Raw genomic sequence first — 24,885 nt, forward strand, 5'->3', positions numbered from 1 at the left:
CCCTGAAGGGAGAGGGGACCGTTGGGCAGGGCTGGGTGTTCTGGAGTCAGCCGGCAACACCGAAGGTTTCCGGCTGAAACCATTCCTTCTCTCGGCACGGACTAGCCCCCTCTCCCTTCAGGGCGGGGCGCGCAGCCGAGGGCTGGGGAGAGGGTTACGGACTTCGGCCCTGCTCCGGAGCCAGGCTTGGCACCGCTGTTCGCGAGCAAGCTCGCTCCCGGTTTCAACGTAGGCCTTAAGGTTTCCCGCCCCCCGGTCGCCCTGCATTTCAAATTCCCCGCACGACGAGGTCGGGTATGCGCCAGCACAACCGTATCGTATTCCGCTCCATGTTCCGCATCCGCGTGCTCGACGCCGGCGGCGAGCTGCTCGGCTATGTCGCCGACCTGTCCGAAAGCGGCCTGAAGATCCGCTGCGACGTGCTGCTGGCGCCGGACAGCCAGTTGGAGCTGCGCCTGCGCATGCGTGACCGCGAGGAGCGCATGCGCGAGGCGCAGGTGAAGGTGCGTTGCGTGTGGTCGGGGGAGAACGCCCAGACCGGCCAGTACGAGGCTGGCCTTGCGCTGGAGCAGCCTTCGGTTTCCTTCAACGAGCTGATGACCGAGCTGCGCGCCGGGCGCCGCAGCGCCACGCCCAACTGATCAGCCGAGAGTGCCGAGGACGTTCACCGCGACCCGCTCGGGTATCTCGTTCTGCGACAGCACGTGCAGCCCCGGGCTGAAGACCCTTGCATAACGCGCCAGCAGCGGGCGCAGCTGCGGCATCACGGTGAGGATCGGCGGGTGGCCTTCCTTGCGCAGCTTCTCCTTCACCACCGGCATGGTGTTCTGCAACTGGTTGAGCAGGTTGGGCTCCACCGGGATGTTGTCCAGGCTCACCGGGCCGGCCTGCTGGGCGATGGCCAGGGCGCTGAGCAGGGTGTTCTCCAGGTTGTTGTCGAGGATGAACACCGACAGCTCGCTGCGCTCACCGGCGATGCCCGAGACGATGCTGCGGCGCAGCGCGTAGCGCACGTCGGAGGCCAGCAGCACCGGGTCCTTGGTGGTCTCGGCTGCCTCCACCAGGGTGGTGGCGATGCTCACCAGGTCGCGCAGCGGCACCTGTTCCTGCAGCAACTGGCGGTACACCCGGTGCTGCAGGCTGAAGCTCAGCTGCGCGCGCAGGTGCTCGGCGAGCTTCGGCGCCTGGGCCGCCAGGCGCTGCATCAGGTGCTCGACGTCGTCGTGCTTGAAGATGTCCGGCAGGTGCTCGCGGATCACCTTGTTCAGGTGGGTGGCGATGACGCTGGCGCAGTCGATCACCTGGTAGCCCAGGTTGAGCGCGCGCGGCTTGTCCTCCGGGCGGATCCACACCACCGGCATCAGGTAGGCCGGGTCGTGGCCGAGGATGCCGTCGACCTCGCCGTAGGTTTCCGCCGAGGGAATGGCCATCAGGCGGTCGGCGTGCAGCTCGGCGCCGTCGATGCGCTCGCCGCTGATGTGGATGGCGTACTGCGAGGCCTTCAGCCGCAGGCTGTCGCGGATGTGGATTTCCGGCAGCAGGAAGCCCAGGCTCTCCGACAGCGTCTGGCGCACCCCGCGCACGCGCTGCACCAGGGGCGCGCCGCCGGCCTCGTTGACCAGCCCGACCAGCTTGTAGCCCAGGGAGATAGACAGCCGCTCCACCAGCGGGATGTCTTCCCAGCCGAGCTGCTGGGCGCGCTCCTGGTCCATGGCCTTGCCGATGGCCTCGACCTGCTCCAGGCTCTGCGCCTCGCCCGGCGGCTCGGCCAGGGATACGCGCCAGGCGACGAAGGCGATCAGTGCGGCGAAGCTGAGGAACGCCAGGTGCGGCATGCCGGGGACTATCGCCAGCACCGTGACGATGCCCGCCACCGTGTACAGCAGCGAGGGCGAAGCGAGCATCTGCCGGCGCACCAGCGCGGTGATCTCCGCCGACTCGTTGACCCGCGTGATGATGATCGCCGCCGCGGTGGACAGCAGCAGCGCCGGGATCTGCGCCGCCAGGCCGTCGCCGATGGTCAGCAGGGCGTACTGGCGGAAGGCGTCGGCACCGGCCATGGCGTAGACGAACACGCCGATGGCCACGCCGCCGAACAGGTTGATCAGCAGGATCAGGATGCCGGCGATGGCGTCGCCGCGGACGAACTTGCTGGCGCCGTCCATGGCCCCGTAGAAGTCGGCCTCCTTGGACACCTCGGCGCGGCGCTTCTTGGCCTCGGCCTGGTCGATCAGGCCGGCGTTGAGGTCGGCGTCGATGGACATCTGCTTACCCGGCAGGGCGTCCAGGGTGAAGCGCGCGGTGACCTCGGAGATGCGCTCGCCGCCCTTGGTGATGACCATGAAGTTGATGATGGTGAGGATCACGAAGACGATCAGGCCGACGATGAAGTTGCCGCCGATGACCACGTGGCCGAAGGCCTCGATCACCTTGCCGGCGGCCGCCGAGCCGGTGTGCCCGTCGAGCAGCACCACCCGCGAGGAGGCCACGTTCAGCGACAGCCGCAGCAGGGTGGTGACCAGCACCACCGTGGGCAGCAGCGAGAAGTCCAGCGGGCTGCGCGAGGACACGCTGACCATCAGCACCAGCAGGGCGATGCCGATGTTGAAGGTGAAGAGCACGTCCAGCAGCAGCGGCGGCAGCGGCAGGATGATCATCGCGAGGATGGAGAGGATGACCAGCGGGATGCCGATCCGCCCGCTGCGCAGTGTCGGCAGGAGCTGCTCGAGGAAGTTCATGGTTGGCCTCTGCTTGCCAGGCTGTCGGGGATGGGGAGGTTCTTGGCCAGTTCCGGCTTGCGCAGCCGGCGCCCCTGGCGGTAGGCGCGCAGCTGCAGGATGTAGGTGAGGACGTGGGCCACGGCGGTGTACAGCCCGGCCGGAATCTGCTGGTTGACCTGGGTGCTGAAGTAGATGGCGCGGGTCAGCGGCGGCACCTCCAGCACTTCAAGATCGTGCTTGGTGGCCATCTGGCGGATGTACAGGGCCATGTCGTCCATGCCGCGGGCCAGCACGTAGGGCGCCTGGGCCTTGTGCGGGTCGTACTTGAGGGCCACGGCGAAGTGCGTCGGGTTGGTCAGCACCACGTCGGCCCTGGGCAGCACGCGGTTGATCTGGCGCTGCAGCAATTGGCGCTGTACCTGGCGGATGCGCGCCTTCACTTCCGGGCGGCCTTCCTGGGTCTTGTGTTCCTCGCGGCGCTCCTGCTTGGTCATGCGCATGCGCTTGCGGAACAGGAAGCGCTGCAGCGGGATGTCCAGCAGGGCGAAGAACACGAACACCGCCAGCAGGCCGATCAGGGTGTCGAACAGCAGGCCCAGGGCGCCGCCGATGGCGCTGCGGATGTCGCTGCGCTGCAGGGCGATGAGCTGCGGCAGGGCATCCAGCAGCAGGTACCAGGCCACGCCCAGCAGCACCGCCATCTTCAGCAGCGACTTGAGCAGCTCGGTGAGGTTCTGCAGCGAGAACATCCGCGCAAGACCCGTGATGGGGTTGAGCTTGCCGGCCTTGAAGGCGAGGTTGGCCGAGGCGAATATCCAGCCGCCGGGGACCATGCCGAAGGCCACCACCAGCAGCGGGGTGAGCAGCAGCGGCAGCAGCAGCTGGACCATCAGCCAGATGTGCTGGCCGAGGATCAGCGCCAGGTCGTCCAGGCCCACCTCGCTGCGGTGCAGGTCCAGGTAGGCGAAGCGGAAGCTGTCGGCCAGGCCGTCGAAGAAGCGCCCGACGCAGGCCTTGAGCACCAGCAGGGTGCAGAGCAGCGCCACGGTGCCGGCCAGGTCCTTGGAGCGCGGCACCTGGCCCTTCTGCCGGCTCTGGCGCAGCTTGTGCTCGCTGGCCTCTTCGGTCTTTTCCTGGGAGCCGCCCTGTTCAGACATGGCCGGTGCCTCGCAGCAGCTGGCCGAGGTTGTCCAGCAGCGCGCGGGTGAGCTGCAGGTAGGTGTCGGGCAGGCCCGGCAGGGTCAGGCGGATGCACGCAAGGCCGGTGAGGATGGCCATGGGGAAGCCCAGGGAGAACAGGTTCATCGCTGGCGAGATGCGGTTGAGCAGGCCGAAGCAGAACTGCACGAGGAACATGCAGAAGGCCAGCGGCAGGCTGATCAGGGTGGCCGCGGAGAACACCCAGGCCAGGGCGTAGGCCAGGGTGGCGAAGCCGGCGTAGGCCAGGCCGCCGCCCACCGGCCAGTAGTGGAAGCTCTGGTAGAGCACGCTGACCACCAGCAGGTGGCCGTCGCTGGCGAGGAACAGCAGGGCCAGCAGCAGGAAGTACAGTTGGCCGACCACCGAGGACGAGGACACGCCGTTCACCGGGTCGTTGTAGCGCGCCATGGCCATGCCCATCTGGGTGGAGACCACCTCGCCGACCAGGCTGAAGATCACGAACACCAGTTGCAGCGCAAGGCCCAGCACGGCGCCCACGGCGATCTGCTCCAGCGCCGCCAGCAGCCCTTCGGCCGACAGCGCTTCGATGGCCGGCGGGCGGGGCAGGGCGCCGGCCAGCGCGAGGGTCAGGCCGATGGCCAGGAGGATGCGCACCTGGCGCGGCAGCGAGCGGTGGTTGAGCAGCGGCGCCATGGCGAGCATGGCCATGATCCGGCAGAACGGCCACCAGTAGCGCTGCAGTTCCTGCAGGTACTGGCTGGCCTGCAGCAGCGACTCGTTGGCGTGCATGGCTAGCCGACCAGGTGCCCGGCCTGCTTGAAGGTTTCGATGAACAGGTCGCTGAGCGTGCGCAGTATCCAGTGCCCGGCGAACACCAGCATGCCCAGGGTGATCAGCAGTCGCGGGAGGAAGCTGAGCATCTGCTCGTTGATCTGCGTGGCGGCCTGGAAGATGCTCACCAGCAGGCCGCCGAGCAGGCTCGGCAGGACCAGCACGCAGACCACGATGGCGGTGATGTGCACGGCGTTGGCGATGATCTCGACGGCGTATTCCGGGGTGAGCATGGCGGCCTCAGAACGGCTGGATGCTGGAGGTGAGGGTGCCCATCAGCAGCGCCCAGCCGTCGACCAGGACGAACACCATGAGCTTGAACGGCAGCGAGATCATCATCGGCGAGAGCATCATCATGCCCATGGCCATGAGCACGCTGGCCACCACCAGGTCGATGACCAGGAAGGGCACGAAGATCATGAAGCCGAGCTGGAAGGCGGTCTTCAGCTCGCTGAGCACGTAGGCCGGCAGCAGCAGGGAGAAGTCCAGGTCGGCCTTGTCCGCCGGCATCTTCTCGCCGGCCAGGGCCAGCAGGGTGTCCAGCGAGGTCTTGCCGGTCTGCGCGAGCATGAAGCGGCCGAGGCTGGCCTTGGCCTTGCCCAGGCCTTCCTCCAGGGTGATGGCATCGGCCTGGAAGGGCTCGTAGGCCTCGGTGTACACCTCCTTCCACACCGGGCGCATGACCAGCAGCGTCATGCACAGGGCGATGCCCACCAGCACGTTGTTCGGCGGGCTCTGCTGCAGGCCCATGGCCTGGCGCAGGATGGCCAGCACGATGATGAAGCGGGTGAAGCTGGTCATCATCAGCAGCATGGCCGGCAGCAGCCCGAGCAGCGTCATCACCACCAGGATCTGCAGCTTCACGCTCAGCTCCTGGCCGTGGCCGGTGTCGTTCAGGCTCAGCAGGGAAATCTCGCCGCCGGCGGCCAGCACCACGCCGGGCAGCATGCCGGCCAGCGCCAGGCCCAGGGCCAGCCAGTGCCGCGCGCGCTTCATCGGGCCAGGTCGTCCAGGCCGGCGCCGCACAGTTCCAGCACGCGCAGGCCGTAGTTGCCGTTCATCACCACCACCTCGGCCTTGGCGAACAGCGCGCCGTTGACCTTCAGGTCCAGCGGCTCGCCGGCCAGCTTGTCGAGGGCGATGACGCTGGAGGCGTCGACCTCCATCAACTCCTTCAGGGAAATCTCGGTGGAGGCCACCTCCAGGGTGAGGTTCACCGGGATCTTGCCGAAGAAGCTCAGGTCCTGGCGCGGCGCGGCCAGCGCCTCGGGGCCGGCCGCTGGCGCCTCGTCCAGGGCCAGGCCGGCGTCGTTGAGGAGGTTGTCCAGTTCGCTGTCGGTGACTTGGCTCATGGGCTTTTCACGCTCTCGAGGGAGGTCAGGAAGAGGCCGCCGTCTTCTTCGAAGAGGGTGCCGCGGAAGAGTTTCTGCTGGTTCACCTGCACCTCGCAGCGCTCCAGCAGGCGCACCGGCAGGATGTCCCCGGGGCGCAGCTGCAGGGCCTGGGCCAGCGGCATCTGCAGCGCGGCGATGACGCAGTCCAGGCGCACCGGCAGGTGCAATAGATGCTGCGCCGGGCTGCCGCCCAGGCGCGCCGGCGGCGGGCCGGCCAGGCGGGTGGTGAGCGCGTCGGCCAGCTCCGCGTCCAGGTAGATGAATAGCGAGGCCTGGCTGCCGGTGATGTGGCTGAGGAAGTGGAACTCGGCCACGTACTCCCAGCTCACCAGCTCGTAGTCGTTGTCGTGGGGCGTCAGCTCGCCGAAGGTGTCGCCCAGCAGCAGCGAGCGGGCGAACAGCTGGGTCACGTCCACCCCCAGGCGCTTGCGCATGCGCTGCTCGGAGGTGCTGATCGGCGGGGTGTCGTGGCTGGGCAGCGAGGTGCCGCCGTAGTAGCACTCCAGGGCTTCGGTCAGCAGCGGGCGGTCGATGGCGAAACCGACCTTGCCGGAAGGGCAGCGGAAGATGCATTCGGCCGGCCGCGGCGCACTTTCCTGGACCTCGACTTTCTGCAGTTCCAGGTTGATGCGGTAACTACGCAGGAAATAATCGCTGATGATGCGCGGATGCTTGTGGGCGATCTCGCGAATATATTGCGGAACCTTGTGGTAATGCCGGCCCAACTTGTGCGGCTGCAGGCGCACGAGTCTTTCCGAGGGCACGCCGTGGTGGACTTTGGATTGGCCAGTCATGGGTTGGGTCGACTTCCGGAAGTGGGGCTGCGCAGGGGGTCGCCGGGGCGCGGCCTGAGGCGGCGCGGGGTGAGCCCTGGGTGCTCGCCGCGGGCATCGGTTCGACGCGCGGCAGAGCCTGCGATTGGGGCGGAAGTCTAGGCAGGCGGGCCCTGGCGGTTAAATCAATAGATATCAAATGACGTTTTTGATCGTCATTCCCGCGCGCCTGAGCGGATTTGACGACAACTGACTCGGCGGTCGCCGTGTGCGCTGGTTAACGTTGCGCCTGTGACGAGGTTCTGCTGGAAAAGTTCCCTCGCACAGTTGAAGGGCGACAGGAAAAAGTCATTCCTTAAGGCCCCCTTCGTAATAAAAGGGAAGGCGTTCGGTAATTCCTTCCTATAGCGGCCGGAAGTTCATCCGGCCACTGCCTGCCGGCAAATGAAAGTTCATCGCCGCCATGGCTTCGATGGAATAACCGAGCGCCGTCCCGAGGGCGGTCCAGACGCAGGAAAGTTGCATTGAAACAGTTCAGTCAATTGGCCAGTTGCAATGAAGAAGCCAGCCTGGCGGCGCAACAGGTGGTGATCGTCGGCGGCGCCGGCGAGATCGGCCTGGACCTGCTCAATGACGGCCTGGCGCGCCTGGGCCGGAACGTGCTGCGGGTGAAGAACGCGGCCGGGCTGGACGCCGTCGACCTGGCGGCCTGCGGCCCGGTCTTCGTCTTCGCCGAGCGCCGCCCGCAGCGCAGCTTCCCGCAGATCGGCGAACTGCTGCAGCGCGTGCCGCAGCTGAGCCTGGTGCCGGTGGTGGAATACGCCGACCAGGAAATGGCCGCCCAGCTGCTGGAAATGGGCTGCATCGACTACCTGCTGGCGCCCTTCAGCGAAAGCCAGCTGGCCGCGCTGCTGCACCGCCAGGAACAGGCGGCGGTGGCCGGCGAGGGCTTCGTCTCGCAGTCGCGCGCCGGGCGCCGCCTGCTGGCCCTGGCCCAGCGCGTGGCGCAGACCCGCGCGCCGATCCTGATCACTGGCGAGACCGGCACCGGCAAGGAGCTGATGGCACGCTACATCCACCGCTTCTCTGCCGAGCCGCAGGCGCCCTTCGTGGCGGTGAACTGCGCGGCGATTCCCGAGCAGATGCTCGAATCCATCCTCTTCGGCCACGAGCGCGGCGCCTTCACCGGCGCGGTCAGCGCCCAGCCGGGCAAGTTCGAGCAGGCCAACGGCGGCACCCTGCTGCTGGACGAGATCGGCGAACTGCCCCTGGGCCTGCAGGCCAAGCTGCTGCGCGTGCTGCAGGAGCAGCGCGTGGAGCGCCTGGGCGGGCAGCGCGAAATCCGCCTGAACGTGCGCGTCATCGCCGCCACCAACCGCGACCTGCAGGAAGAAGTCAGCGCCGGACGCTTCCGCGCCGACCTGATGTTCCGCCTCGACGTGCTGCCGCTGCACATCAGCCCGCTGCGCGAGCGCAAGGACGACATCCTGCCCCTGGCGCAGCGCTTCATCCAGCAGTACGCGCCCCAGGAGCGCCACGCCGAGCTGCTCACCGAAGCGGCGCGGCAGGCCCTGCTGGCCCACGACTGGCCGGGCAACGTGCGCGAGCTGGAGAACGTCATCCAGCGCGCCCTGGTGCTGCGCGCCGGGCTGTTCATCCAGCCGCGCGACCTGGGGCTCGCACCGCCGGCCGAGCAGCTGGCCAGCGTGGCCGCGGCGGCGCCGCAGCCGGGCGAGGGCGGCAAGGCGGCCCTGCGCGCCAGCGGCAAGTGGGCCGAGTACCAGCACGTGATCGACACCATCCGCCGCTTCGGCGGGCACAAGACCAAGGCCGCGGAAAGCCTCGGCATGACGCCGCGGGCCCTGCGCTACCGCCTCAACGCCATGCGCGAGCAGGGCGTGAACCTGTCCTTCTGAAACGAGAGTCGCGATGAACCCCATCGAGCAGGCCCGCAGCGAGATGCTCGGGCAGATGCAGCAATTGCGCGCGCTGTCGGCGGCGCTCATCCGCCCGGCCAGCGAGGCCCCCGGCGCCGAGCCGGGCTTCGGCAACGCCTTCGAGGACGCCCTGCGCGCCGTCGACGCCCAGCAGCACCAGGCCAGCGAGGCCATGGCCGCGGTGGATGCCGGGCGCAGCGACGACCTCGCCGGCGCCATGGTCCAGAGCCAGCAGGCCAGCGTGTCCTTCAGCGCCTTGCTGCAGGTGCGCAACAAGCTCGCCACCGCCTTCGACCAAGTCATGAACATGCCGCTGTGACGGCGCACAAGGGCTGAACCGTGCTGCAGAAGATCAAAGACCGCCTGCCCCTGGGCAAGCTGCGCCTGGACCCGCGCCTGAGCCTGCTGGGCCTGGCCGGCGGCGCCGCGCTGCTGGCCCTGGGCAGCACCTGGTACCTGTGGCGCGACCAGGGCGCCTTCCACCCGCTGTACGGCGCCGGCGAAGCCTACCCGGCGGCCGAGGTGATGCAGGTGCTGGACGCCGACAGCATCGCCTACCGCCTGCACCCGCAGAGCGGCCAGGTGCTGGTGCGCGACGACCAGCTGGCGCGGGCGCGCATGTTGCTGGCGGCCAAGGGCGTGAAGGTCGCGGTGCCGGCCGGCTACGAACTGTTCGACAAGGACGAGCCGCTGGGCACCAGCCAGTTCGTCCAGGACGTGCGCCTGAAGCGCAGCCTGGAAGGCGAGCTGGCGCGCACCGTGATGGCCATGGAAGGGGTGCAGCAGGCCCGCGTGCACCTGGCCATTGACCAGCAGAGCTCCTTCGTGGTCAGCCAGCGCGAGCCGGCCAAGGCCTCGGTGATGCTGCAGCTGGCCCCGGGCTTCCGGCCCAAGCCGGAGCAGGTGGCGGCGGTGGTCAACCTGGTGGCCAACAGCGTGCCGCAGCTGCAGCCGGAGAACGTCAGCGTGGTCGACCAGCACGGCGTGCTGCTCTCCCGCGGGCTCGCCGCCTGGGGCGGGGCGCAGCAGAACGGCCAGCTGGTGGATGACTTCCAGCAGAAGGCGGTGGCCAACGTCGAGCAGGTGCTGGCGCCCATCGTCGGGCCGGGCAACTATCGCGTCAGCGTGGCCGCCGACATCGACTTCAGCCAGAAGGAAGAGACGCTGCAGAGCTACGGCGACACGCCGCGCCTGCGCCGCGAGACCCTGCGCGACGACAGCACCCTGGACGAACTGGCCCTGGGCGTGCCCGGCTCGCTGAGCAACCGCGCGCCGGTCAAGCCGCCGGAGCCACAGCAGGGCCAGGGCAACGCCCAGGCCGGCGCCGCCCAGGCCAGCAACACCCAGGACAAGGCGGCCACCTCGCAGCGCAAGGAATCCAACCGCCAGCTCGACTACGACCAGAACATCACCCACGTCAAGCACGCGCCCTTCAACCTGCGCCAGCAGAGCGTGGCGGTGATGATCAACGCCGCCGCGGCCCCCGAGGGCGGCTGGAGCGAGGAAACCCGCAAGCAGCTGGAACTGGCGGTGAAGAACGCCGTGGGCTTCAACGCTGCGCGCGGCGACAGCCTGTCGGTCTCGGTGCTGCCCTTCGTCGCCGCCGCGCCGCTGGACGAACCTGTGCGCTGGTGGGACGACGCCCAGCTGCAGGGCTGGGTGCGCCTGGGCATGTTCGGCCTGGTCAGCCTGCTGTTGCTGCTGCTGGTGGTGCGCCCCGCGGTGCGCAGCCTGACCCAGCGCAAGCCGGCGCCGGCCGCGGGCGAGGAGGGCCTGGGCACATTGCTGGGCAACGAGCACGGCGAACGCCTGCTGGCGCGGGTGGGCGATGCGCCGCGCGCCCTGGGCGTGTTCAGCGAACTCAACCCGCTCTCGGAAATCCGCCTGCCGGCGCCGGGCTCGGGCCTGGAACACCAGATCGAGCACCTGCAGATGCTCGCCAAGAACGATCCCGAGCGGGTCTCCGAAGTGATCAAGCAATGGATAGGGCGCAATGAGCGAGACCTCAACCCCGTCGGCTGACGAAGCGCGCGTGCCGGTGCGCCGGCGCGCCATGAGCTCCATGGAGCAGGCGGCGATCCTCATGCTGAGCATGGGCGACGAGACCTCGGCCGGGGTGCTGCGGCACTTCTCCCGCGAGGAAATCATCAGCATCAGCCAGGCCATGGCGCGGCTGAACAACGTCAAGCTGCCCATGGTGTCGGACGTGATCGGCCGCTTCTTCGAGGACTACAAGGAGCAGAGCAGCATCAAGGGCGCCTCCCGCGGCTACCTCGCCGGCATGCTCGGCAAGGCCCTGGGCAGCGACATCACCCGCAGCCTGCTGGACAGCATCTACGGCGAGGAAATCCGCGCCCGCATGGCCCGCCTGGAATGGCTGGACCCCAAGCAGTTCGCCGCCCTCATCGCCAACGAACACGCACAGATGCAGGCGGTGTTCCTCGCCTTCCTGCCGCCGTCCATGGCCAGCCAGGTGCTCGAATGCCTGCCGGCCGAGCGTCAGGACGAGCTGCTATACCGCATCGCCAACCTCAGCGAGGTCAGCGGCGAGGTTATCGCCGAGCTGGAACAACTGATCGACCGCAGCCTGGCGGTGCTCTCCACCCAGGGCTCGCAGGTGCGCGGCATCAAGCAGGCGGCGGACATCATGAACCGCTTCAAGGGCGACCGGAACCAGATGTTCGAGCTGCTGCGCAGCCACGACTCCGGCCTGGTGGAGCGCATCGAGGAAGAGATGTACGACTTCTTCATCCTCTCCCGGCAAAGCCAGGACACCCTGCAGGCGCTGCTCGAAGCCATTCCCCTGGAGGAGTGGGTGGTGGCGCTCAAGGGCGCGGAGCCGGCGCTGGTCAAGGCCATCCAGGGCGCCATGCCCAAGCGCCAGGCGCAGCAGATGGACGCCATCAAGCGCCGCCAGGGCCCGGTGCCGCTGAGCCGCGTCGAGCAGGTGCGCCGCGACATCATGGCGATGGTTCGCGAGCTGGCCGCCGAAGGCGAGATCCAGTTGCAGCTGTTCCGCGAACAGACGGTGGAGTGAGGCGCCCATGACGGTCAAGGTGATCCGCGGCGGCGCCCGCGACTGGCGGCCGTACCGCTTCCCGCCGCGTTGCAGCGGGGCGTTGCAGGAGCAATGGCAGGGCGGCGACCCGGCCGAGCTGCAGAAGGCGGTGGCCGACGGCTACCAGCAGGGCAGCGACAAGGGCTACCGCGAAGGCCTGGAGCAGGGCCGCGAGGCCGGCCATGAAGAGGGCTTGCGCCTGGGCCGTCAGGAAGGCCTGCGCCAGGGGCGCGAGGAAGGCCGCGAGGAGGGCCGCCGCGTCTTCGAGACCGCCGCCCAGCCGCTGGACAGGCTGTGCGAGGAATTCCGCCGCTTCGCCGAGGCCTTCGAGGCGCAGCGCCGCGAACAACTGCTGGAACTGGTGCAGAAGGTGGCGCGGCAGGTCATCCGCTGCGAGCTGACGCTGCACCCCACGCAACTACTGAGCCTGGCCGACGAGGCCCTGGCGGCCATGCCGGAACAGCCGGACAGCGTGCAGCTGCTGCTCAACCCCGAGGAATGCGCGCGCATCCGCGAGCTGGCGCCGGAACGCGCCGCCGCCTGGCGCCTGGTGCCCGACGAGCGCCTGGCCCTGGGCGAATGCCGCCTGCTCACCGCCGAGGAAGAAACCGACATCGGTTGCCAGCAACGCCTGGACAGCTGCATGCAGGTGCTCGGCGAACACCTGCTGGGCGACGACTGACGATGGCCCTGGGCAAAAGCTTCAGCCTCGACGTCGACCAGGCCCTGCGCTCGCTGGACTCGGTGCAGTTGGCCAAGGTCAGCGGGCGCCTGGTGCGCGTCTCCGGGCTGCTGCTGGAAAGCCTCGGCTGCCGCCGCGCCACCGGCCAGCGCTGCCTGGTGGAACAGGCCGACGGCAGCCTGCTGGACGCCCAGGTGGTCGGCTTCAACCGCGACACCACCTACCTGATGCCGTTCAAGAAGCCGGTGGGCCTGGCCGCCGGCTCGCGGGTGTTCCCGGCCGAGGAACAGGCCGCGCTACGCATCGACGAATCCTGGCTGGGGCGGGTGGTCAACGGCCTCGGCGAACCCTTGGACGAACGCGGCCGCCTGGGCGGGCGTGACGCGCTCTCGGCGCAGTTGCCCACGGTCAACCCGCTCAAGCGCCGCCCGGTGACCGAGGCGCTGGACGTCGGCGTGCGCGCCATCAACGCCCTGCTGACCCTCGGCAAGGGCCAGCGCGTCGGCTTGTTCGCCGGCAGCGGGGTGGGCAAGAGCGTGCTGCTGGGCATGATCACCCGGCAGACCAAGGCCGAAGTGGTGGTGGTCGGCTTGATCGGCGAGCGCGGCCGCGAGGTGCAGGAATTCATCCAGCACTCCCTCGGCGAGGAAGGCCGGCGCAAGGCCGTGGTGGTGGTGGCGCCGGCCAACGAGTCGCCGCTGATGCGCCTGAAGGCCACCGAGCTGTGCCACAGCATCGCCGCCTACTTCCGCGACCAGGGCCGCGACGTGCTGCTGCTGGTGGATTCGCTGACACGCTACGCCATGGCCCAGCGCGAGATCGCCCTGGCCCTGGGCGAGCCGCCGGCCACCAAGGGCTACCCGCCGTCGGTGTTCGGCATGCTCCCGGAACTGGTGGAAAGCGCCGGCAACGGCGTGGCCGGCAGCGGCAGCCTGAGCGCGCTGTACACGGTGCTGGCCGAGGGCGACGACCAGCAGGACCCGATCGCCGACAGCGCCCGCGCCATCCTCGACGGCCACATCGTGCTGTCGCGCCGGCTGGCCGACGTTGGCCACTACCCGGCCATCGACATCGGCGCCTCGGTCAGCCGCTGCATGGCCCAGGTCGGCGAGCCGGCGCACCTGCGCGCGGCGCGGCAGTTCAAGGAACTGCACGGCAGCTACGAGAAAATCCGCGAACTCATCCCCCTGGGCGGCTACACCGCCGGCCTGGACGCCCGCACCGACCGCGCCGTGCAACTGGCCCCGGCGCTGGAGCGCTTCCTGCGCCAGGAAGTCAACGAAGGCGCCGACCTGGCCGCCAGCCTCGACCACCTGCAACAGGCCCTGCGGCTATGAAGGAACAGATCGACACCCTGCGCCGCCTGGCCAGCGTGCGGAGCAACCGCGTGCGCGAGATGCTCGGCCGGGTGAACTACCAGCGCGGCCTGTGCCAGCGCTACCGCAACAACATCACCGGCCTGACGCGCCTGTGCGGCTTCGTGGTGCCCACCAGCACCGAGCTGCAGCGCGGCAACCAGCAGCAGTACAAGGCCACGCTGTTCAGGATGCTGGCCCTGCAGAAGCGCGAGCTGGAGGTGGCCGAGCAGACCCTGGAGCGCATCCAGGGCGAGCTGCTGCAGGCCATGCGCGGCGAGAAGGTGCTGGAGCAGGTCATCGAATCGCGCCTGGAGCAATGGCAGACGCAACTGGCGCGCCAGGAGCAGAAGATCCAGGATGGCCTGGCGGCGCAGAGCTGGTGGCGGAGCCAGGGCGCATGAGGCAGCATTTAAGTTCTTCGCCGAGCCGGTCGCCTGTCGGTCGGTAGAACCCCTTTTTTCTGGACGCGAACATGGAAATCACCCGGCAACTCAAGCCCGTCATCGGCGCCCCCGTGCAGAGCGCCGCACCCCAGCGCAGCCCGCGCGAGGAAGCCGCGCGCCCCGCCGCCCAGGCGCCGGCCGGCAGCGGCGCGCTGCCGCTGGAGCAGGTCCAGGAAACCCTGGGCGCGCTGCCGGAAGTGGACCTGGACAAGGTCGCCGCGATCCGCGACGCCCTGGCCCGCGGCGAAGTCTCCCTCGACCCCGAGGCGCTGTCGCGCAGCATGCTCGACTTCCACGGCGGCGGTGCATGAGCGAAAGACGCGCCCGCCTGCTGCAACTGATCGAGGCCGACATCCGCCTCGACCGCGCGGACTACCTGTACCTGCGCAGCGCACTGCTGGACCTGCACGACCAACTGCTGGCCCGCGACAGCGAGGCCATCGCCCGCAGCAACACCCGCATCGGCGAACTGGTGGAAGCCGTGCGCCAACGCGCCGAACGCCGCGCCAAGGTGCTCCAGGCCTTCGGCCTGGACATCGGCCGCGCCGGCATGCAGCGCCTGCTCGAACACTTCCCCGGCGCCGGCCGCCAGGCCCTGCAGCGCGACTGGCAGGCGCTGGCCGAGCAGGTGGAAGAATGCCGCCTGCTCAACGAACGCAACGGCCGCCTGCTGGCGATGCACAACGAGATCATCGGCCAACTGCTGGCGGGGCAGGGCGGGCACGGGGTGTATTCGCCGGAGTATTGAGGTTTTCCTCTCGCGGCGCCTTCGGGCGCCGTTTTTTTGCCTGGCGAAGGGCTTTTCGTAGGAGCGAGGGGGACGCCTAGTTCTTGCTCGCGATCAAAAGCACCCTCACCCCAGCCCTCTCCCAGAGGGAGAGGGGGCCGTCCTGAGCTGCCGGAGAGTCCGGAGTCATCCTGATGCTCCTTACCATCCCCGTCATTCCCGCGAACGCGGGACGCGGCTCCATCGCGAACAGCGCTTGCGTTGGCCCGAAGGGGAATAACCCAGTGACTACAAGGTTCGCGAGCAAACTGCAGTCACAGGATCACGCCGAACCCGCAGCGCGCAGAGGACAGCCCCCTCTCCCTTCAGGGAGAGGGTTGGGGAGAGGGGGCGGAATATCCACCGCGCACCTGAGTAACCGGTTTGCACTCTTCGAAAAACCTTCCCCCACTTAACCCACCCGACCCAACGGTCGCCTTGAAAGCAAAGCACCTCCCGCACCGCCAGGCGGAAACGACATTTCCGGCCCGGCTTCCGGTTCCTCCGTGCGGAAGCGTCCTTTCACCTCGCCTTTGCCCGCAACGCCCGGAATACGGGCCTTCCAGGCGTTGGCACCGATATTGCTCCCAGGCTCGCAAAGGGGTACCCGACCATGGCAACCATAGATTCCGATTACGTCCAGCAGATGGCGACCCAGCTGGCCCAGTACGACATCCAGGCATCGCAGACGCGGCTGAACCGCAACAAGACCAGCTACAACAGCGAGCTGTCCGCGGTCACCCAGCTGAAGTCGGCGCTGAGCACCTTTTCCTCGGCGGTCAGTGGGCTCAAGAGCAGTTCCAGCAGCACCAGCAACATGCTGGTCAACAGCGCCACCTTCAGCGCCGAGGGCTATGCCACCGCCAGCGTCGGCTCCACCGCGGTTTCCGGCAGCTACCAGTTCTTCGTCAAGCAACTGGCGACCAAGGACCAGGTGGCCCTGCAGGGCCTGAGCGATGGCGACCTGGGCAGCGGCGAGCTGACCATCGGCCAGGGCAGCGACAGCTTCAGGATCGACATGAGCGGCATCACCAGCCTCAGCGCCCTGGCTTCGGCCATCAACGGCGCTTCCGACAACACCGGGGTCAAGGCCACCCTGGTGCGCAGCGACGGCGCGGTGAACCTGGTGCTGACCAGCGACGAGAGCGGCGAGGACCAGGCCATCACTCTGTCCAGCAGCAATGCCGCGATGCAGGGCTCCATCGATGCCCGCAAGCAGCTTTCCAGCGCCCAAGACGCCATCGTCTACCTGGGCGGGCAGGGCGGCATCGAGCTGCGCAACGCCAGCAACACCTTCGACAAGGCCATCGACGGCGTGAGCCTGACCTTCACCAAGGTCAGCGACCCGGCCGAGGCGCCGCTGAGCCTCGACATCGGCCGCGACAAGGACGCCACCACCAAGAAGCTGCAGGGCTTCCTGGATGCCTACAACACCCTGATGAGCAGCATCGGCACGCTGACCGCCAGCGGCAGCGGCAGCACAACCCGCGGCGCGCTGGCCGGAGACTCGGCGGTGCAGGCGATCAAGTCGGCGGTCAACGGCCTGATCCGCACCAGCTTCGGCGGCGTCAACCTGATCGGCTACGGCGTCAGCGCCGACAGCAGCGGCAAGCTGACCCTCGACAGCAGCAAGCTGGAGAAGGCCCTGGCGCAGAACGCCGACGGCTTCGAGCAGTTGTTCAGCGACAAGGGCAACCTGATCGACAGCCTGAGCAGTGCGCTCAAGACCTACACCAGCTCCACCAGCGGCCTGCTGACCTCGCGGGTGAACAGCCTGAACGACAAGCTGGCCGACATCGACGACCAGTTCGACGACCTGCAGACGCGCTACAACAACTCGTACGCGCGCTACCTCAAGCAGTACACCAACCTCATGCAAGTCATGAATTCCATGGACCAGACCTCCAGCATGTTCACATGACCTATTCGATGAACGAAGGCTACGACAGCTACCGCACCACGGACCTGGAGGCGCGCGCCGCCGCGGCGTCGCCCTACGAGCTGGTGCTGGTGCTGTTCGACGGCCTGCTCGACGAACTGGCCCGCGCCCGCGGGCATATCGAGGCCAAGCGCTTCCAGCACAAGGGCCGCTCCCTGGACAAGTGCATGAACATCCTCAACGGCCTGTCCAGCGCCCTCGACTACGAGGCCGGCGGGCAGGTGGTGCAGGACCTGGCGCGGCTCTACGACTACTGCATCTACCGCCTCTCGGACGTCAGCGTGAACCTGTCGCTGGAGGGCCTGGACGAGGTGGCCGGCCTGCTCGGCACCCTGCGCGAAGGCTGGGCCGGTGTCCATGCCGCCCGTGGCTGACCCGCGCGTGCACGCGCTGCGCAGCCTCCACGCGCGCCTGGGCGAGGTGCTGGCGCGCGGCGAGTGGGCGAACCTGGGCGAGGTCGACGGCGCCATCCGCGCGCTGCTCGAACGCCTGGCCGCCGGCCCCTCGCTGGACGCCGCCGGCATGGAGGCCAAGCGCCGTTTGCAGCAGTTGCACGAGCAGGCGCGGCGCGCCTGCGCGCAGGAGGTGGAGCGCCTGCGCCAGTTGCTGGCGAGCCACCTGGAGTACGCCGAAGGACGCTCCGCCTACATGCAGATAGACCGCCTGCTGGCCGGGAGATGACAGTGTTGCAGCTGAACAGCCGCCTGGCCGCGGACGCCGCGCCGGGCAAGGACGCGCCCCTGCCGGCCGTGGCCGCCATGGGCGCCGGGCAGATGGCCGAAGGTGTTGCCGCCAGGGGCTCGGAGGCGGCGGGCGAGGTGCTGCCGGCCTTCGCCGCGCAATTGGCCAAGGGCGCGGAAGCGGCCGAGGCGCCGGCGGAAACGCCATCGACCCCCGCCGACCCGGCCGTATCGCAGGACGCACAACCGCAGCCCGACCCGAGCCTGGGCGCCTTGCCGGGCGCCGAGCAATGGCTGGCCAGCATGCTCGGCCAGCGCGAGGTGACACTGCAGGCCCGCGATGCCGGACAGGCCGGCGATGCCGCGAGCGCCCCGATATCCCGTGGCTTGCCCGCCAACCTGCCGCTGCCGCAATTGCCCCAGGGCGTGGTCGAGGCCGCGCCGACGCCGGCCCAGGGCCAGCCGCTGCCGAGCCTGGCGCTGCCGGCCAAGGCCGAGGAAGCGCCGCCGGCGAATACCGAAAGCGCCGGCGACGAACTGCTGCGCAGCCAGCTCGACAAGCTTGCCGGCCAGGCGCAGCCGAGCGCTGCGTCGGTGCAGGCGAACGCCCCGGCCGTGGCGAACGATGCCCAGCCGCTGCCGGCCAGCCACGTGCCCGAGCGCCAGTTGAACCTGCAGGCGCCGGCCGAGCGCTGGGGCGAACAGTTGCTCAATGCCCTGCGCGACAACGTCGAACTGCAATTGCGGCACAACCAGCAGAGCGCCGCCATCCGCCTGGACCCGCCGGAGCTGGGGCGCCTGGAGATCTACCTGAGCCGGGACAACGCCGGCCTGACGGTGCAGATCCACGCCGCCCAGGGCGACGTCGCGCGCCTGCTGCAGCAGGGCGCCGAACGCCTGCGCCAGGACATCGCCGGGGCCAGCCAGCAGCCGGTGGAGGTGCAGGTCTCCGACGGCCGCGCCGGCCAGCAGCAGGCGCAACAGCAACAGGCCCAGCAGGGACGCCCGGCGCCCTGGCTGGACGATGCGCCGAGCCGCGCGGCAGTTCTGGAACCCGAAGCGGCGCCGGACGACGCACGCCGCCCGGGCGACGTGCTGGTCACCGTCTAGCGCCGGGCAATCAATGCAAACCGAGGATCGGGAAACCGTCATGACGATGCGCCGCATCATGTTGTTGTTCACTGTTCTGAATCTGCTGATCGCCGCCGGTGGCGTGGCCGGCACCTGGTACCTGGCGCGCCCGCTGCTGGCCGCCCAGGCCAAGGCCGGCGAGGCGGCCGGCGCCGGGCAGGACGCGGCGCAGGAAGAGGAAGCGCCGGGCGAATACGAGTTCTTCCCGGTCAACAAGATCATCGTCAGCCTGCCGGGCAGCGATGGCCGCGAGCACTACTTCGTGCTTGACCTGGTGCTGCAGGCCGAGCTGGGCACCGAGCAGAAGAAGCTGCAGCAGATCGACCCCGTGGTGCGCAACTCGGCGGTGGCGCACCTGTCCGCGCTGACCTACGAGCAGCTGCGCGGCAAGAGCATCCCGGCGCTGCAGGGCGAGCTGGAGCAGGTGCTGCTGGCCGACTTCGCCACGCGCAAGGTGGCCGCGCCCTTCCAGCACGTGCTGGTCAGCAAGCTGATCGTGCAATAGGGGCCCGCCCATGAACGCCCACTGCGCCCTCGACTACCGCAACCCCGCCGAGGCGGGCCACCCGGCCTTCGCCCCGGGCGCCGAGCAGCAATGGCTGATGCGCTACCTGCCGCTGGTGCGGCGGGTGGTCAGCCAGCTGTCGCTGCAGGCCAACCAGGTGCTGGACCGCGAGGACATGGAGCAGATCGGCCTGATGGGCCTGCTGGAAAGCCTGCGCCGCTACGGCACGCCCGACGAGCAGTTCGCCGGCTTCGCCGTGCTGCGCATCCGCGGCGCCATCCTCGACGAGCTGCGCCGCCAGGACTGGCGTCCGCGCCAGGTGCGGCTGCAGGCGCACAAGGTGCGCGACGGCATCCGCGAGCTGGCCCGGCGCCTGGGACGGGTGCCCACGGACAAGGAAATCCTCGCCCACACCGGGCTCGACGAGCGCGCCTACCAGGACTACCTGCAGGCCGAGGCCTGCGAGGCTATCGAGAGCCTCGACGCGCTGCTCGGCGAAGGCCTGGAGAACCTGGTGGACGGCGAGTCGGCGCTGGAGGCGCGAGTGCTGCGCGAGCGCATGTTGGCCCAGGCCCTGGCGCAGCTCAACGAGCGCGAGCGCCTGGTGCTGACGCTGTACTACCAGCACGAGCTGAGCCTGAAGGAAATCGCCCTGGTGCTCGACGTGAGCGACGCCCGGGTCTGTCAACTGAGCAAGCAGGCACTGAACAAGGCCTGCCGCTACCTGAGCGAGAGAAGCTGAATCATGCAGAAAGTCATAGGCGCGCTGATCATCGTCGCCTGCGTCCTGGGCGGCTACGCCATGGCCAACGGCGACATGGGCGTGCTCTGGCAGCCGGCCGAGGTGGTCATCATCCTCGGCGCCGGCCTGGGCAGCCTGGTGGTGGCCAACCCGCGCGAAGTGCTGCTGGAGATGCTTTCCCAGGTCAAGGGCGTGTTCGTCTACAAGCGCCGCGGCGAGGAGTTCCAGCGCCAGTTGCTGATGCTGCTCTACCAGCTGCTGGAGATGGTCGAGGTGGGCGGCCTGAAGGTGCTCGACGAGCACATCGAGGAGCCGGAGCAGAGTGAGCTGTTCGCCCGCTACCCGCTGATCCTCCAGGAAAGGAACCTGATGGCCTTCATCGCCGACAACTTCCGCCTGATGGCCATGGGCAAGATCAGCGCCCACGAGCTGGAAGGCTTCCTCGAACAGGAGCTGGACGCCATGGAGCACGCCCTGCTGCAGCCGTCGAAGTCGCTGCACAAGGTCGGCGAGGCCATGCCCGGCTTCGGCATCCTGGCGGCGATCATGGGCATCATCATCACCATGGGCAGCATCGGCGGCACCATCGGCGAGGTGGGCGCCCATGTGGCCGCGGCGCTGGTGGGCACCTTCCTCGGCATCTTCTTCTGCTACTGCCTGCTCGACCCGCTGTCCAACGCCATGGCCCAGCGGGTGAAGACCGAACTCTCGGCGCTGGAATGCGTGCGCACCACCCTGGTCGCCCACGTCGCCGGCAAGCCCACGCTGCTGGCGGTGGACGCCGGGCGCAAGCTGATCGAGCAGGACGTCAAGCCGGCCTTCCGCCAGCTCGAGACCTGGGTCAACCAGTACGAGGATGAAAGGGAAGCGGCATGAGGAAGCGTGGCGAGCAGCCCCACGAAGTCATCATCAAGCGGCGCGGCAAGAAGGGCCACGCCGAGGAGCACAGCTCCGCCTGGAAGGTGGCCTTCGCCGACTTCACCCTGGCGATGATGGCGCTGTTCATGGTGCTGTGGATCGTGCAGCCGCGCAGCGTGGTGCAGAACCCGGCGGTGGGCGACCTGCAGAGCAACCCGCTGGTGGACGGCGGCGCCGGGGTGTTCGACGGCTCCAGCCGCACGCCGGTGGAACTGGACGGCCTGCCCATGCCGGTGCAGCCGCAGAACCCGCCGCGCACGCCCGAGGGCACCCGCGCCAGCGTCGACGGCAGCCAGCCGGGCGAGGGCAGCGAGCCGCGCCACTACGATTCCAGCGTCGACCTGCAGGAGCTGGCGGCGCTGATCCGCGCGGTGTCCGCACAGACCGACGCGCTGGCCAACATCGAGGTCAAGGTGGTGCCCCAGGGCCTGCGCGTGCTGATCAAGGACGACCCCAAGCGCTTCATGTTCCCCCGCGGCAGCGCCATCCTCGATCCACATTTCCGCACACTGCTGGCGGCCCTGGGCGGCGTGCTGGCGAAGGTCGACAACCGCCTGATCCTCAGCGGCCACACCGATGCCGTGCCCTACCGCGGGGCCAACGGCTACAACAACTGGAATCTCTCCGGCGACCGCGCCCTGCAAGCGCGCAACGTGCTGGTGGATGCCGGCCTGCCGGCGAACAACGTGCTCCAGGTGACCGCCCAGGCCGACGGCATGCCGCTGCTGCCGGAGGACCCGCAGAACGGCGCCAACCGCCGCATCGAACTGCTGCTGCTGACCGACAGCGCCGAGCAGTTGTACCGCCAGTTGTTCAGCGACGAACAGGCGCGTGTGCAGGTTGGTTCCGAGGGGGCGAAGTTCAGTGGTGGGCAGGGGGCCTCTGCGGCCAAGCCTTGATGGTTCTTTAGAGCCTGTTCACGATCTCGCGAGCTAGAGCAGAACAAGGCGCAACGACCAGCGGGAGTAACAGCCGAAGGGCGAGCGCAGCGAGTCAAACAGGCGAGGGAGGCATCGGGCTCGCGTTCGAGTTTAGTCCGCTAAATGAGCATCACTCGCCTGTTTTTAACGCAGTTATGCCGACGCGCAGCAGATCGTGGATAGGTTCTCAAGGTTCGCCGGCGAAGCGCTCGGTACAATAGAGCTGGCGGGTTTCCTCGGCTAACAGGCAGTCGCCGTGGGGCTGCAGGTTGAGCACGCTGTCGTTGTCGCTGCCGTAGAGCAGGTTGAACAGCAGCTCGTTGTCCAGCTGCGCGGCCTGCTGCAGTTCGGCCAGCTCGCTCTTTTCCACGCGCAGGCGCAGGTGGTCGAGGAAGCCCGACTCGACGTGGCCGGAGGTCTTCTGCACGGTATCGCCTTGGCGCGTCACCGCATAGAAGCGGCCGTCGCGCAGCAGCAGGCTGTGCTCCAGGCGCAGGACGCGGCCGTCGGCGAGGATCAGCTGGCCGCTGCTGCGGTAGCGGCCGTCGAACTCGCTGGCGGAGCGGTAGTTGAGCCAGGTGGCGGTCATCCCGCTGAACAGGCCCAGGCTCAGCATTGCGCTGCCGGCGAGCAGGTGCAGACGCTTCATGGCAGGCAGCTCCGCAGTTGCTCGTCGCCCAGGCGGGCGAGCTGGTCCTGGTGGATCAGCAGCAGGCGAGTGGAGGCCTGGGCGCTGCTGCAGGCCACTTCGTAGAAGCCGGCATGGCGCGACAGGGTGAATTGCGCGGGCTGCTCGCTCAGCGCGGCCAGGCGCGCGCTCAGGGCGCCGGTGCGCTCGCGCAGCTGGGCCAGGCCCTGGGCGCGCGCATCGAAATAGGTGAAATGCTTGTTGCCGATGTCCAGGTCCGCGCGCAGGTCCTGGGTTCGCTGCAGGGCATAGTGCAGCGTGGCGGCCAGGGCCAGCCCGACCAGCAGCAGCGGCGCCGCCACGGCCAGCAGCTCGGGCCTGCGCCAGCGGCGGGCCGGACGCAGCGGCGGGGTGGCGGGCATGGCGGCCGGGGCCGGTTCCTGATCGGGGAGGGGCGCGTCCTCGGCTTCGACCGGTGCGCGCACGGCGAAGCGCGGGTTGAGCATGTAGCCGCGGCGCGGCAGGGTCTGGATGATCTCGCGGCGCTTCTCGTCGCCGAGTATCTGCCGCAGCGTGTAGATCTGCTGGTTGAGGCTGCCCTGGCCGACCACCCGGTCGCTCCAGGCGTGGGCCAGCAATTCGTCGCGCGCCACCACCTCGCCGGGTTCGCGCAGCAGGCGTTCGAGCAGGCGGCTGCCGGAGAAGCCCAGCTCGACCTTTTCCTCGAAACCCTCGCGCTGCAGCACCAACTGGTACAGCTCGGGCTGGAAGTGGGCGAGGCAACCGTCGGCCAGGCCGGTACGGATGAGGCGGGCGGGAAGGGGGCGGGCGTCGGCGACGGGCGTGATCTGAATCATGTCCATGAAGCGTCTGGCGGCCTGTCCCTGTACGAATTCGTATCGGTTCTGATGAAGAGGGACGACATTCTGGCGTCAATAAAATGTAGAGACAAGTCCCATTTCTATACCTTTCTTGCTTGACAGATTGCTAATTCCACTCGCGTCGCCGGATTCCCCGGCCCCAACGGCAAACGCCCCGAACGGGTCGGGGCGTTTGCTTTCGGTCAGTTGCGCGGGGCGGATCAGCCCAGCAGGGACATGACCATGCCCGGCATCTGGCCGGCCTGCTTGAGCATGGAGATGCCGGACTGCATCAGCATGCTGTTCTTGGTCATGGCGGCCGATTCGGAGGCGAAGTCGGCGTCCATGATGGTGCCCTTGGCCACGTCGGTGTTGTCCTTCATGTTGGCCAGGTTGTTGGCGGTGTGGTTCAGGCGGTTAATGTTGGCGCCGAACTGGGCGCGCAGGGTGCCGATGCTGTCCAGGGCGGTGCTCAGCTTGTCGATCATGCCGTTGGCGTTGGCCGCGCTCAGTTCGCTGCCGCTGGCGGCGGTGGCTGCGCCGCTGGCGGCGTAGACCGAGGAGATGTCGCTGAGCTTGGTGGCGACGTCGGTCAGGTTGCTGGAGGCGTTCACTTCCAGCGTCTCGGCGCTGCTGGCACCGATCTGGAAGTTGATGGCGGCGGAGAACTTGCCGTCGCTGCCGTCGACCTTGGTGCCGTCGCTGAACAGCTTGTCGCCGGCGTAGCTGGTGTTCTTCATGATGTTGGCCAGCTCTTTGCCCAGCTCGTCGTACTCGGACTGCATGGAGTCCTGGTCCTTGGAGCTGTTGGTGCCGTTGGAGGACTGGGTGGCCAGGTCCTTCATGCGCTGGACGATGTCGGTCATTTCGCTGAAGGCGCCTTCGGCGGTCTGCAGCAGGGACACGGAGTCGTTGACGTTGCGGGTGGCCACGGCCATGCCGCGGGACTGGGCGTCCAGGCGGGTGGCGATCTGCAGGCCGGCGGCGTCGTCGGCGGCGCTGTTCACGCGGTAACCGGTGCCCAGGCGCTGCTGGTTGGTGGCCAGCTTGGCGTTGGTCTTGTTCAGGTTGGTCTGGGTGGTCAGGGCGGAATAGTTGGTATGGATCGACAGAGCCATGGAATGAATCCTCGGATTGGGCTTGTGTAAAGCCGGCTTTGATCGCCTGCTGAAGGGGTAGGGCGACCGGGATGGAAAAGGGCTTAAGGGCCGATTCGAGAAATTCTTGCGGGAGGCGGGAAGAGGGCATCGCGGGCAGGGCCCGCTCCTACAATTCCAGGGAAGCACGGCTTTTCGTAGGAGCGAGCTTGCTCGCGAATGAGCCCTGCAACAGACCTGTTCGCGAGCAAGCTCGCTCCTACGAAGAGCACCTCGGCGCGATCGACAAGGCAACTGCTCCGGCCGCACCAGGGACGCACGGACGTAGGACCTTGTCCGCGA

28 protein-coding genes are annotated in these 24,885 nt (G+C 68.4%); 18 read left to right on the plus strand and 10 right to left on the minus strand.

Annotated features, from left to right (window positions below; all coding sequences use genetic code 11):
• The first annotated feature begins 296 nt into the window (after positions 1-296).
• Positions 297-641 (plus strand): PilZ domain-containing protein, encoded by a 345-nt coding sequence (locus tag PM1_RS12915; RefSeq protein ID WP_009622801.1) that lies wholly within the window; start codon positions 297-299, stop codon positions 639-641.
• On the opposite strand, the gene PM1_RS12920 is transcribed toward PM1_RS12915, so the two are convergent.
• From PM1_RS12920 to PM1_RS12950, 7 genes are read right to left on the minus strand one after another with little or no spacing between them, the layout of a single operon-like run.
• Positions 642-2,738, minus strand: a complete 2,097-nt coding sequence (locus PM1_RS12920) for a flagellar biosynthesis protein FlhA (RefSeq protein WP_009622799.1) — start codon at positions 2,736-2,738, stop codon at positions 642-644.
• A complete protein-coding gene (gene flhB / locus PM1_RS12925) occupies positions 2,735-3,877 on the minus strand; it encodes a flagellar type III secretion system protein FlhB (protein WP_009622797.1) in 1,143 nt (380 codons plus the stop codon). The genes PM1_RS12920 and flhB overlap by 4 nt, the downstream gene beginning before the upstream one ends.
• Complete coding sequence (fliR, locus tag PM1_RS12930) at positions 3,870-4,670, minus strand: flagellar biosynthetic protein FliR (protein WP_009622795.1); 801 nt, start codon at positions 4,668-4,670, stop codon at positions 3,870-3,872. The genes flhB and fliR overlap by 8 nt, the downstream gene beginning before the upstream one ends.
• Before the next feature lie 2 nt (positions 4,671-4,672).
• The gene (locus PM1_RS12935) at positions 4,673-4,945 is read right to left on the minus strand and encodes a flagellar biosynthetic protein FliQ (RefSeq protein WP_009622793.1); all 273 of its coding nucleotides are present in this window, start codon (positions 4,943-4,945) and stop codon (positions 4,673-4,675) included.
• A 7-nt stretch (positions 4,946-4,952) separates the two neighbouring features.
• Positions 4,953-5,708 (minus strand): flagellar type III secretion system pore protein FliP, encoded by a 756-nt coding sequence (gene fliP / locus PM1_RS12940; protein WP_009622790.1) that lies wholly within the window; start codon positions 5,706-5,708, stop codon positions 4,953-4,955.
• Positions 5,705-6,064: a flagellar motor switch protein FliN gene (gene fliN / locus PM1_RS12945; protein WP_009622789.1), complete on the minus strand. Its 360-nt coding sequence runs from the start codon at positions 6,062-6,064 to the stop codon at positions 5,705-5,707. The genes fliP and fliN overlap by 4 nt, the downstream gene beginning before the upstream one ends.
• Positions 6,061-6,900: a FliM/FliN family flagellar motor switch protein gene (locus PM1_RS12950; RefSeq protein WP_009622787.1), complete on the minus strand. Its 840-nt coding sequence runs from the start codon at positions 6,898-6,900 to the stop codon at positions 6,061-6,063. The genes fliN and PM1_RS12950 overlap by 4 nt, the downstream gene beginning before the upstream one ends.
• A 503-nt stretch (positions 6,901-7,403) precedes the next feature.
• On the opposite strand from PM1_RS12950, the gene PM1_RS12955 reads away from it, so the two are divergent.
• The 17 genes from PM1_RS12955 to PM1_RS13035 all read left to right on the plus strand — a co-directional run bounded on the left by PM1_RS12955 (position 7,404) and on the right by PM1_RS13035 (position 21,937).
• Positions 7,404-8,795 carry a sigma-54 dependent transcriptional regulator gene (locus tag PM1_RS12955; protein ID WP_009622785.1) on the plus strand — a complete coding sequence of 464 codons (1,392 nt, stop codon included), beginning with the start codon at positions 7,404-7,406 and terminating at the stop codon, positions 8,793-8,795.
• Positions 8,796-8,808: 13 nt separating this feature from the next.
• Positions 8,809-9,135: a flagellar hook-basal body complex protein FliE gene (locus PM1_RS12960; RefSeq protein ID WP_024128711.1), complete on the plus strand. Its 327-nt coding sequence runs from the start codon at positions 8,809-8,811 to the stop codon at positions 9,133-9,135.
• A gap of 20 nt (positions 9,136-9,155) precedes the next feature.
• Positions 9,156-10,838 carry a flagellar basal-body MS-ring/collar protein FliF gene (gene fliF, locus PM1_RS12965; protein WP_009622783.1) on the plus strand — a complete coding sequence of 561 codons (1,683 nt, stop codon included), beginning with the start codon at positions 9,156-9,158 and terminating at the stop codon, positions 10,836-10,838.
• Entirely contained in the window at positions 10,810-11,853 is a 1,044-nt protein-coding gene (locus PM1_RS12970; protein WP_009622780.1) for a FliG C-terminal domain-containing protein, read from the plus strand. Before fliF ends, PM1_RS12970 begins: the two co-directional genes overlap by 29 nt.
• A 7-nt stretch (positions 11,854-11,860) precedes the next feature.
• Positions 11,861-12,556: a flagellar assembly protein FliH gene (fliH, locus tag PM1_RS12975; RefSeq protein ID WP_009622779.1), complete on the plus strand. Its 696-nt coding sequence runs from the start codon at positions 11,861-11,863 to the stop codon at positions 12,554-12,556.
• A gap of 2 nt (positions 12,557-12,558) precedes the next feature.
• Positions 12,559-13,893 (plus strand): flagellar protein export ATPase FliI, encoded by a 1,335-nt coding sequence (fliI, locus tag PM1_RS12980; protein ID WP_009622777.1) that lies wholly within the window; start codon positions 12,559-12,561, stop codon positions 13,891-13,893.
• Positions 13,890-14,315: a flagellar FliJ family protein gene (locus PM1_RS12985; RefSeq protein ID WP_009622775.1), complete on the plus strand. Its 426-nt coding sequence runs from the start codon at positions 13,890-13,892 to the stop codon at positions 14,313-14,315. The genes fliI and PM1_RS12985 overlap by 4 nt, the downstream gene beginning before the upstream one ends.
• A 71-nt stretch (positions 14,316-14,386) precedes the next feature.
• Positions 14,387-14,668 (plus strand): flagellar biosynthesis anti-sigma factor FlgM, encoded by a 282-nt coding sequence (flgM, locus tag PM1_RS12990; RefSeq protein ID WP_009622774.1) that lies wholly within the window; start codon positions 14,387-14,389, stop codon positions 14,666-14,668.
• Positions 14,665-15,105 carry a flagellar protein FlgN gene (gene flgN / locus PM1_RS12995; protein WP_009622773.1) on the plus strand — a complete coding sequence of 147 codons (441 nt, stop codon included), beginning with the start codon at positions 14,665-14,667 and terminating at the stop codon, positions 15,103-15,105. Before flgM ends, flgN begins: the two co-directional genes overlap by 4 nt.
• Before the next feature lie 631 nt (positions 15,106-15,736).
• Entirely contained in the window at positions 15,737-17,044 is a 1,308-nt protein-coding gene (gene fliD, locus PM1_RS13000) for a flagellar filament capping protein FliD (RefSeq protein ID WP_009622772.1), read from the plus strand.
• Positions 17,041-17,436: a flagellar export chaperone FliS gene (gene fliS / locus PM1_RS13005; RefSeq protein WP_009622771.1), complete on the plus strand. Its 396-nt coding sequence runs from the start codon at positions 17,041-17,043 to the stop codon at positions 17,434-17,436. The genes fliD and fliS overlap by 4 nt, the downstream gene beginning before the upstream one ends.
• Complete coding sequence (locus PM1_RS13010; protein ID WP_009622770.1) at positions 17,420-17,743, plus strand: hypothetical protein; 324 nt, start codon at positions 17,420-17,422, stop codon at positions 17,741-17,743. Before fliS ends, PM1_RS13010 begins: the two co-directional genes overlap by 17 nt.
• Positions 17,740-18,852 carry a flagellar hook-length control protein FliK gene (locus PM1_RS13015; RefSeq protein WP_009622766.1) on the plus strand — a complete coding sequence of 371 codons (1,113 nt, stop codon included), beginning with the start codon at positions 17,740-17,742 and terminating at the stop codon, positions 18,850-18,852. The genes PM1_RS13010 and PM1_RS13015 overlap by 4 nt, the downstream gene beginning before the upstream one ends.
• A 40-nt stretch (positions 18,853-18,892) precedes the next feature.
• Positions 18,893-19,378, plus strand: a complete 486-nt coding sequence (locus PM1_RS13020; protein WP_009622764.1) for a flagellar basal body-associated FliL family protein — start codon at positions 18,893-18,895, stop codon at positions 19,376-19,378.
• A gap of 10 nt (positions 19,379-19,388) precedes the next feature.
• Positions 19,389-20,120 carry a FliA/WhiG family RNA polymerase sigma factor gene (locus PM1_RS13025; protein ID WP_009622762.1) on the plus strand — a complete coding sequence of 244 codons (732 nt, stop codon included), beginning with the start codon at positions 19,389-19,391 and terminating at the stop codon, positions 20,118-20,120.
• A 3-nt stretch (positions 20,121-20,123) separates the two neighbouring features.
• A complete protein-coding gene (motA, locus tag PM1_RS13030; RefSeq protein ID WP_009622761.1) occupies positions 20,124-20,996 on the plus strand; it encodes a flagellar motor stator protein MotA in 873 nt (290 codons plus the stop codon).
• The gene (locus PM1_RS13035; RefSeq protein ID WP_009622759.1) at positions 20,993-21,937 is read left to right on the plus strand and encodes an OmpA family protein; all 945 of its coding nucleotides are present in this window, start codon (positions 20,993-20,995) and stop codon (positions 21,935-21,937) included. The genes motA and PM1_RS13035 overlap by 4 nt, the downstream gene beginning before the upstream one ends.
• Before the next feature lie 208 nt (positions 21,938-22,145).
• Here PM1_RS13035 and PM1_RS13040 read toward each other — a convergent pair whose 3' ends face one another.
• From PM1_RS13040 to lafA, 3 genes are all read right to left on the minus strand, one after another.
• On the minus strand, positions 22,146-22,607 hold the full coding sequence (locus PM1_RS13040; RefSeq protein ID WP_009622757.1) for a hypothetical protein: 462 nt from the start codon (positions 22,605-22,607) through the stop codon (positions 22,146-22,148).
• A complete protein-coding gene (locus tag PM1_RS13045; RefSeq protein ID WP_009622755.1) occupies positions 22,604-23,449 on the minus strand; it encodes a winged helix-turn-helix domain-containing protein in 846 nt (281 codons plus the stop codon). The genes PM1_RS13040 and PM1_RS13045 overlap by 4 nt, the downstream gene beginning before the upstream one ends.
• 218 nt (positions 23,450-23,667) lie before the next feature.
• Positions 23,668-24,564 (minus strand): lateral flagellin LafA, encoded by an 897-nt coding sequence (gene lafA, locus PM1_RS13050; RefSeq protein ID WP_009622753.1) that lies wholly within the window; start codon positions 24,562-24,564, stop codon positions 23,668-23,670.
• Positions 24,565-24,885 lie beyond the last annotated feature (321 nt).

The sequence above is a fragment of the Pseudomonas sp. M1 genome (genome assembly GCF_022760135.1).
Classification (GTDB): Bacteria; Pseudomonadota; Gammaproteobacteria; order Pseudomonadales; family Pseudomonadaceae; genus Pseudomonas; species Pseudomonas citronellolis.

Bases quoted from the DNA above. Each gene is read 5' to 3' on its own strand.
- PM1_RS12915 (WP_009622801.1), top strand. From the start codon at position 297: ATGCGCCAGCACAACCGTATCGTATTCCGCTCCATGTTCCGCATCCGC.
- PM1_RS12920 (WP_009622799.1), bottom strand. From the start codon at position 2,738: ATGAACTTCCTCGAGCAGCTCCTGCCGACACTGCGCAGCGGGCGGATC.
- flhB (WP_009622797.1), bottom strand. From the start codon at position 3,877: ATGTCTGAACAGGGCGGCTCCCAGGAAAAGACCGAAGAGGCCAGCGAG.
- fliR (WP_009622795.1), bottom strand. From the start codon at position 4,670: ATGCACGCCAACGAGTCGCTGCTGCAGGCCAGCCAGTACCTGCAGGAA.
- PM1_RS12935 (WP_009622793.1), bottom strand. From the start codon at position 4,945: ATGCTCACCCCGGAATACGCCGTCGAGATCATCGCCAACGCCGTGCAC.
- fliP (WP_009622790.1), bottom strand. From the start codon at position 5,708: ATGAAGCGCGCGCGGCACTGGCTGGCCCTGGGCCTGGCGCTGGCCGGC.
- fliN (WP_009622789.1), bottom strand. From the start codon at position 6,064: ATGAGCCAAGTCACCGACAGCGAACTGGACAACCTCCTCAACGACGCC.
- PM1_RS12950 (WP_009622787.1), bottom strand. From the start codon at position 6,900: ATGACTGGCCAATCCAAAGTCCACCACGGCGTGCCCTCGGAAAGACTC.
- PM1_RS12960 (WP_024128711.1), top strand. From the start codon at position 8,809: ATGAACCCCATCGAGCAGGCCCGCAGCGAGATGCTCGGGCAGATGCAG.
- PM1_RS12970 (WP_009622780.1), top strand. From the start codon at position 10,810: ATGAGCGAGACCTCAACCCCGTCGGCTGACGAAGCGCGCGTGCCGGTG.
- fliH (WP_009622779.1), top strand. From the start codon at position 11,861: ATGACGGTCAAGGTGATCCGCGGCGGCGCCCGCGACTGGCGGCCGTAC.
- fliI (WP_009622777.1), top strand. From the start codon at position 12,559: ATGGCCCTGGGCAAAAGCTTCAGCCTCGACGTCGACCAGGCCCTGCGC.
- PM1_RS12985 (WP_009622775.1), top strand. From the start codon at position 13,890: ATGAAGGAACAGATCGACACCCTGCGCCGCCTGGCCAGCGTGCGGAGC.
- flgM (WP_009622774.1), top strand. From the start codon at position 14,387: ATGGAAATCACCCGGCAACTCAAGCCCGTCATCGGCGCCCCCGTGCAG.
- flgN (WP_009622773.1), top strand. From the start codon at position 14,665: ATGAGCGAAAGACGCGCCCGCCTGCTGCAACTGATCGAGGCCGACATC.
- fliD (WP_009622772.1), top strand. From the start codon at position 15,737: ATGGCAACCATAGATTCCGATTACGTCCAGCAGATGGCGACCCAGCTG.
- fliS (WP_009622771.1), top strand. From the start codon at position 17,041: ATGACCTATTCGATGAACGAAGGCTACGACAGCTACCGCACCACGGAC.
- PM1_RS13010 (WP_009622770.1), top strand. From the start codon at position 17,420: ATGCCGCCCGTGGCTGACCCGCGCGTGCACGCGCTGCGCAGCCTCCAC.
- PM1_RS13015 (WP_009622766.1), top strand. From the start codon at position 17,740: ATGACAGTGTTGCAGCTGAACAGCCGCCTGGCCGCGGACGCCGCGCCG.
- PM1_RS13020 (WP_009622764.1), top strand. From the start codon at position 18,893: ATGACGATGCGCCGCATCATGTTGTTGTTCACTGTTCTGAATCTGCTG.
- PM1_RS13025 (WP_009622762.1), top strand. From the start codon at position 19,389: ATGAACGCCCACTGCGCCCTCGACTACCGCAACCCCGCCGAGGCGGGC.
- motA (WP_009622761.1), top strand. From the start codon at position 20,124: ATGCAGAAAGTCATAGGCGCGCTGATCATCGTCGCCTGCGTCCTGGGC.
- PM1_RS13035 (WP_009622759.1), top strand. From the start codon at position 20,993: ATGAGGAAGCGTGGCGAGCAGCCCCACGAAGTCATCATCAAGCGGCGC.
- PM1_RS13040 (WP_009622757.1), bottom strand. From the start codon at position 22,607: ATGAAGCGTCTGCACCTGCTCGCCGGCAGCGCAATGCTGAGCCTGGGC.
- PM1_RS13045 (WP_009622755.1), bottom strand. From the start codon at position 23,449: ATGGACATGATTCAGATCACGCCCGTCGCCGACGCCCGCCCCCTTCCC.
- lafA (WP_009622753.1), bottom strand. From the start codon at position 24,564: ATGGCTCTGTCGATCCATACCAACTATTCCGCCCTGACCACCCAGACC.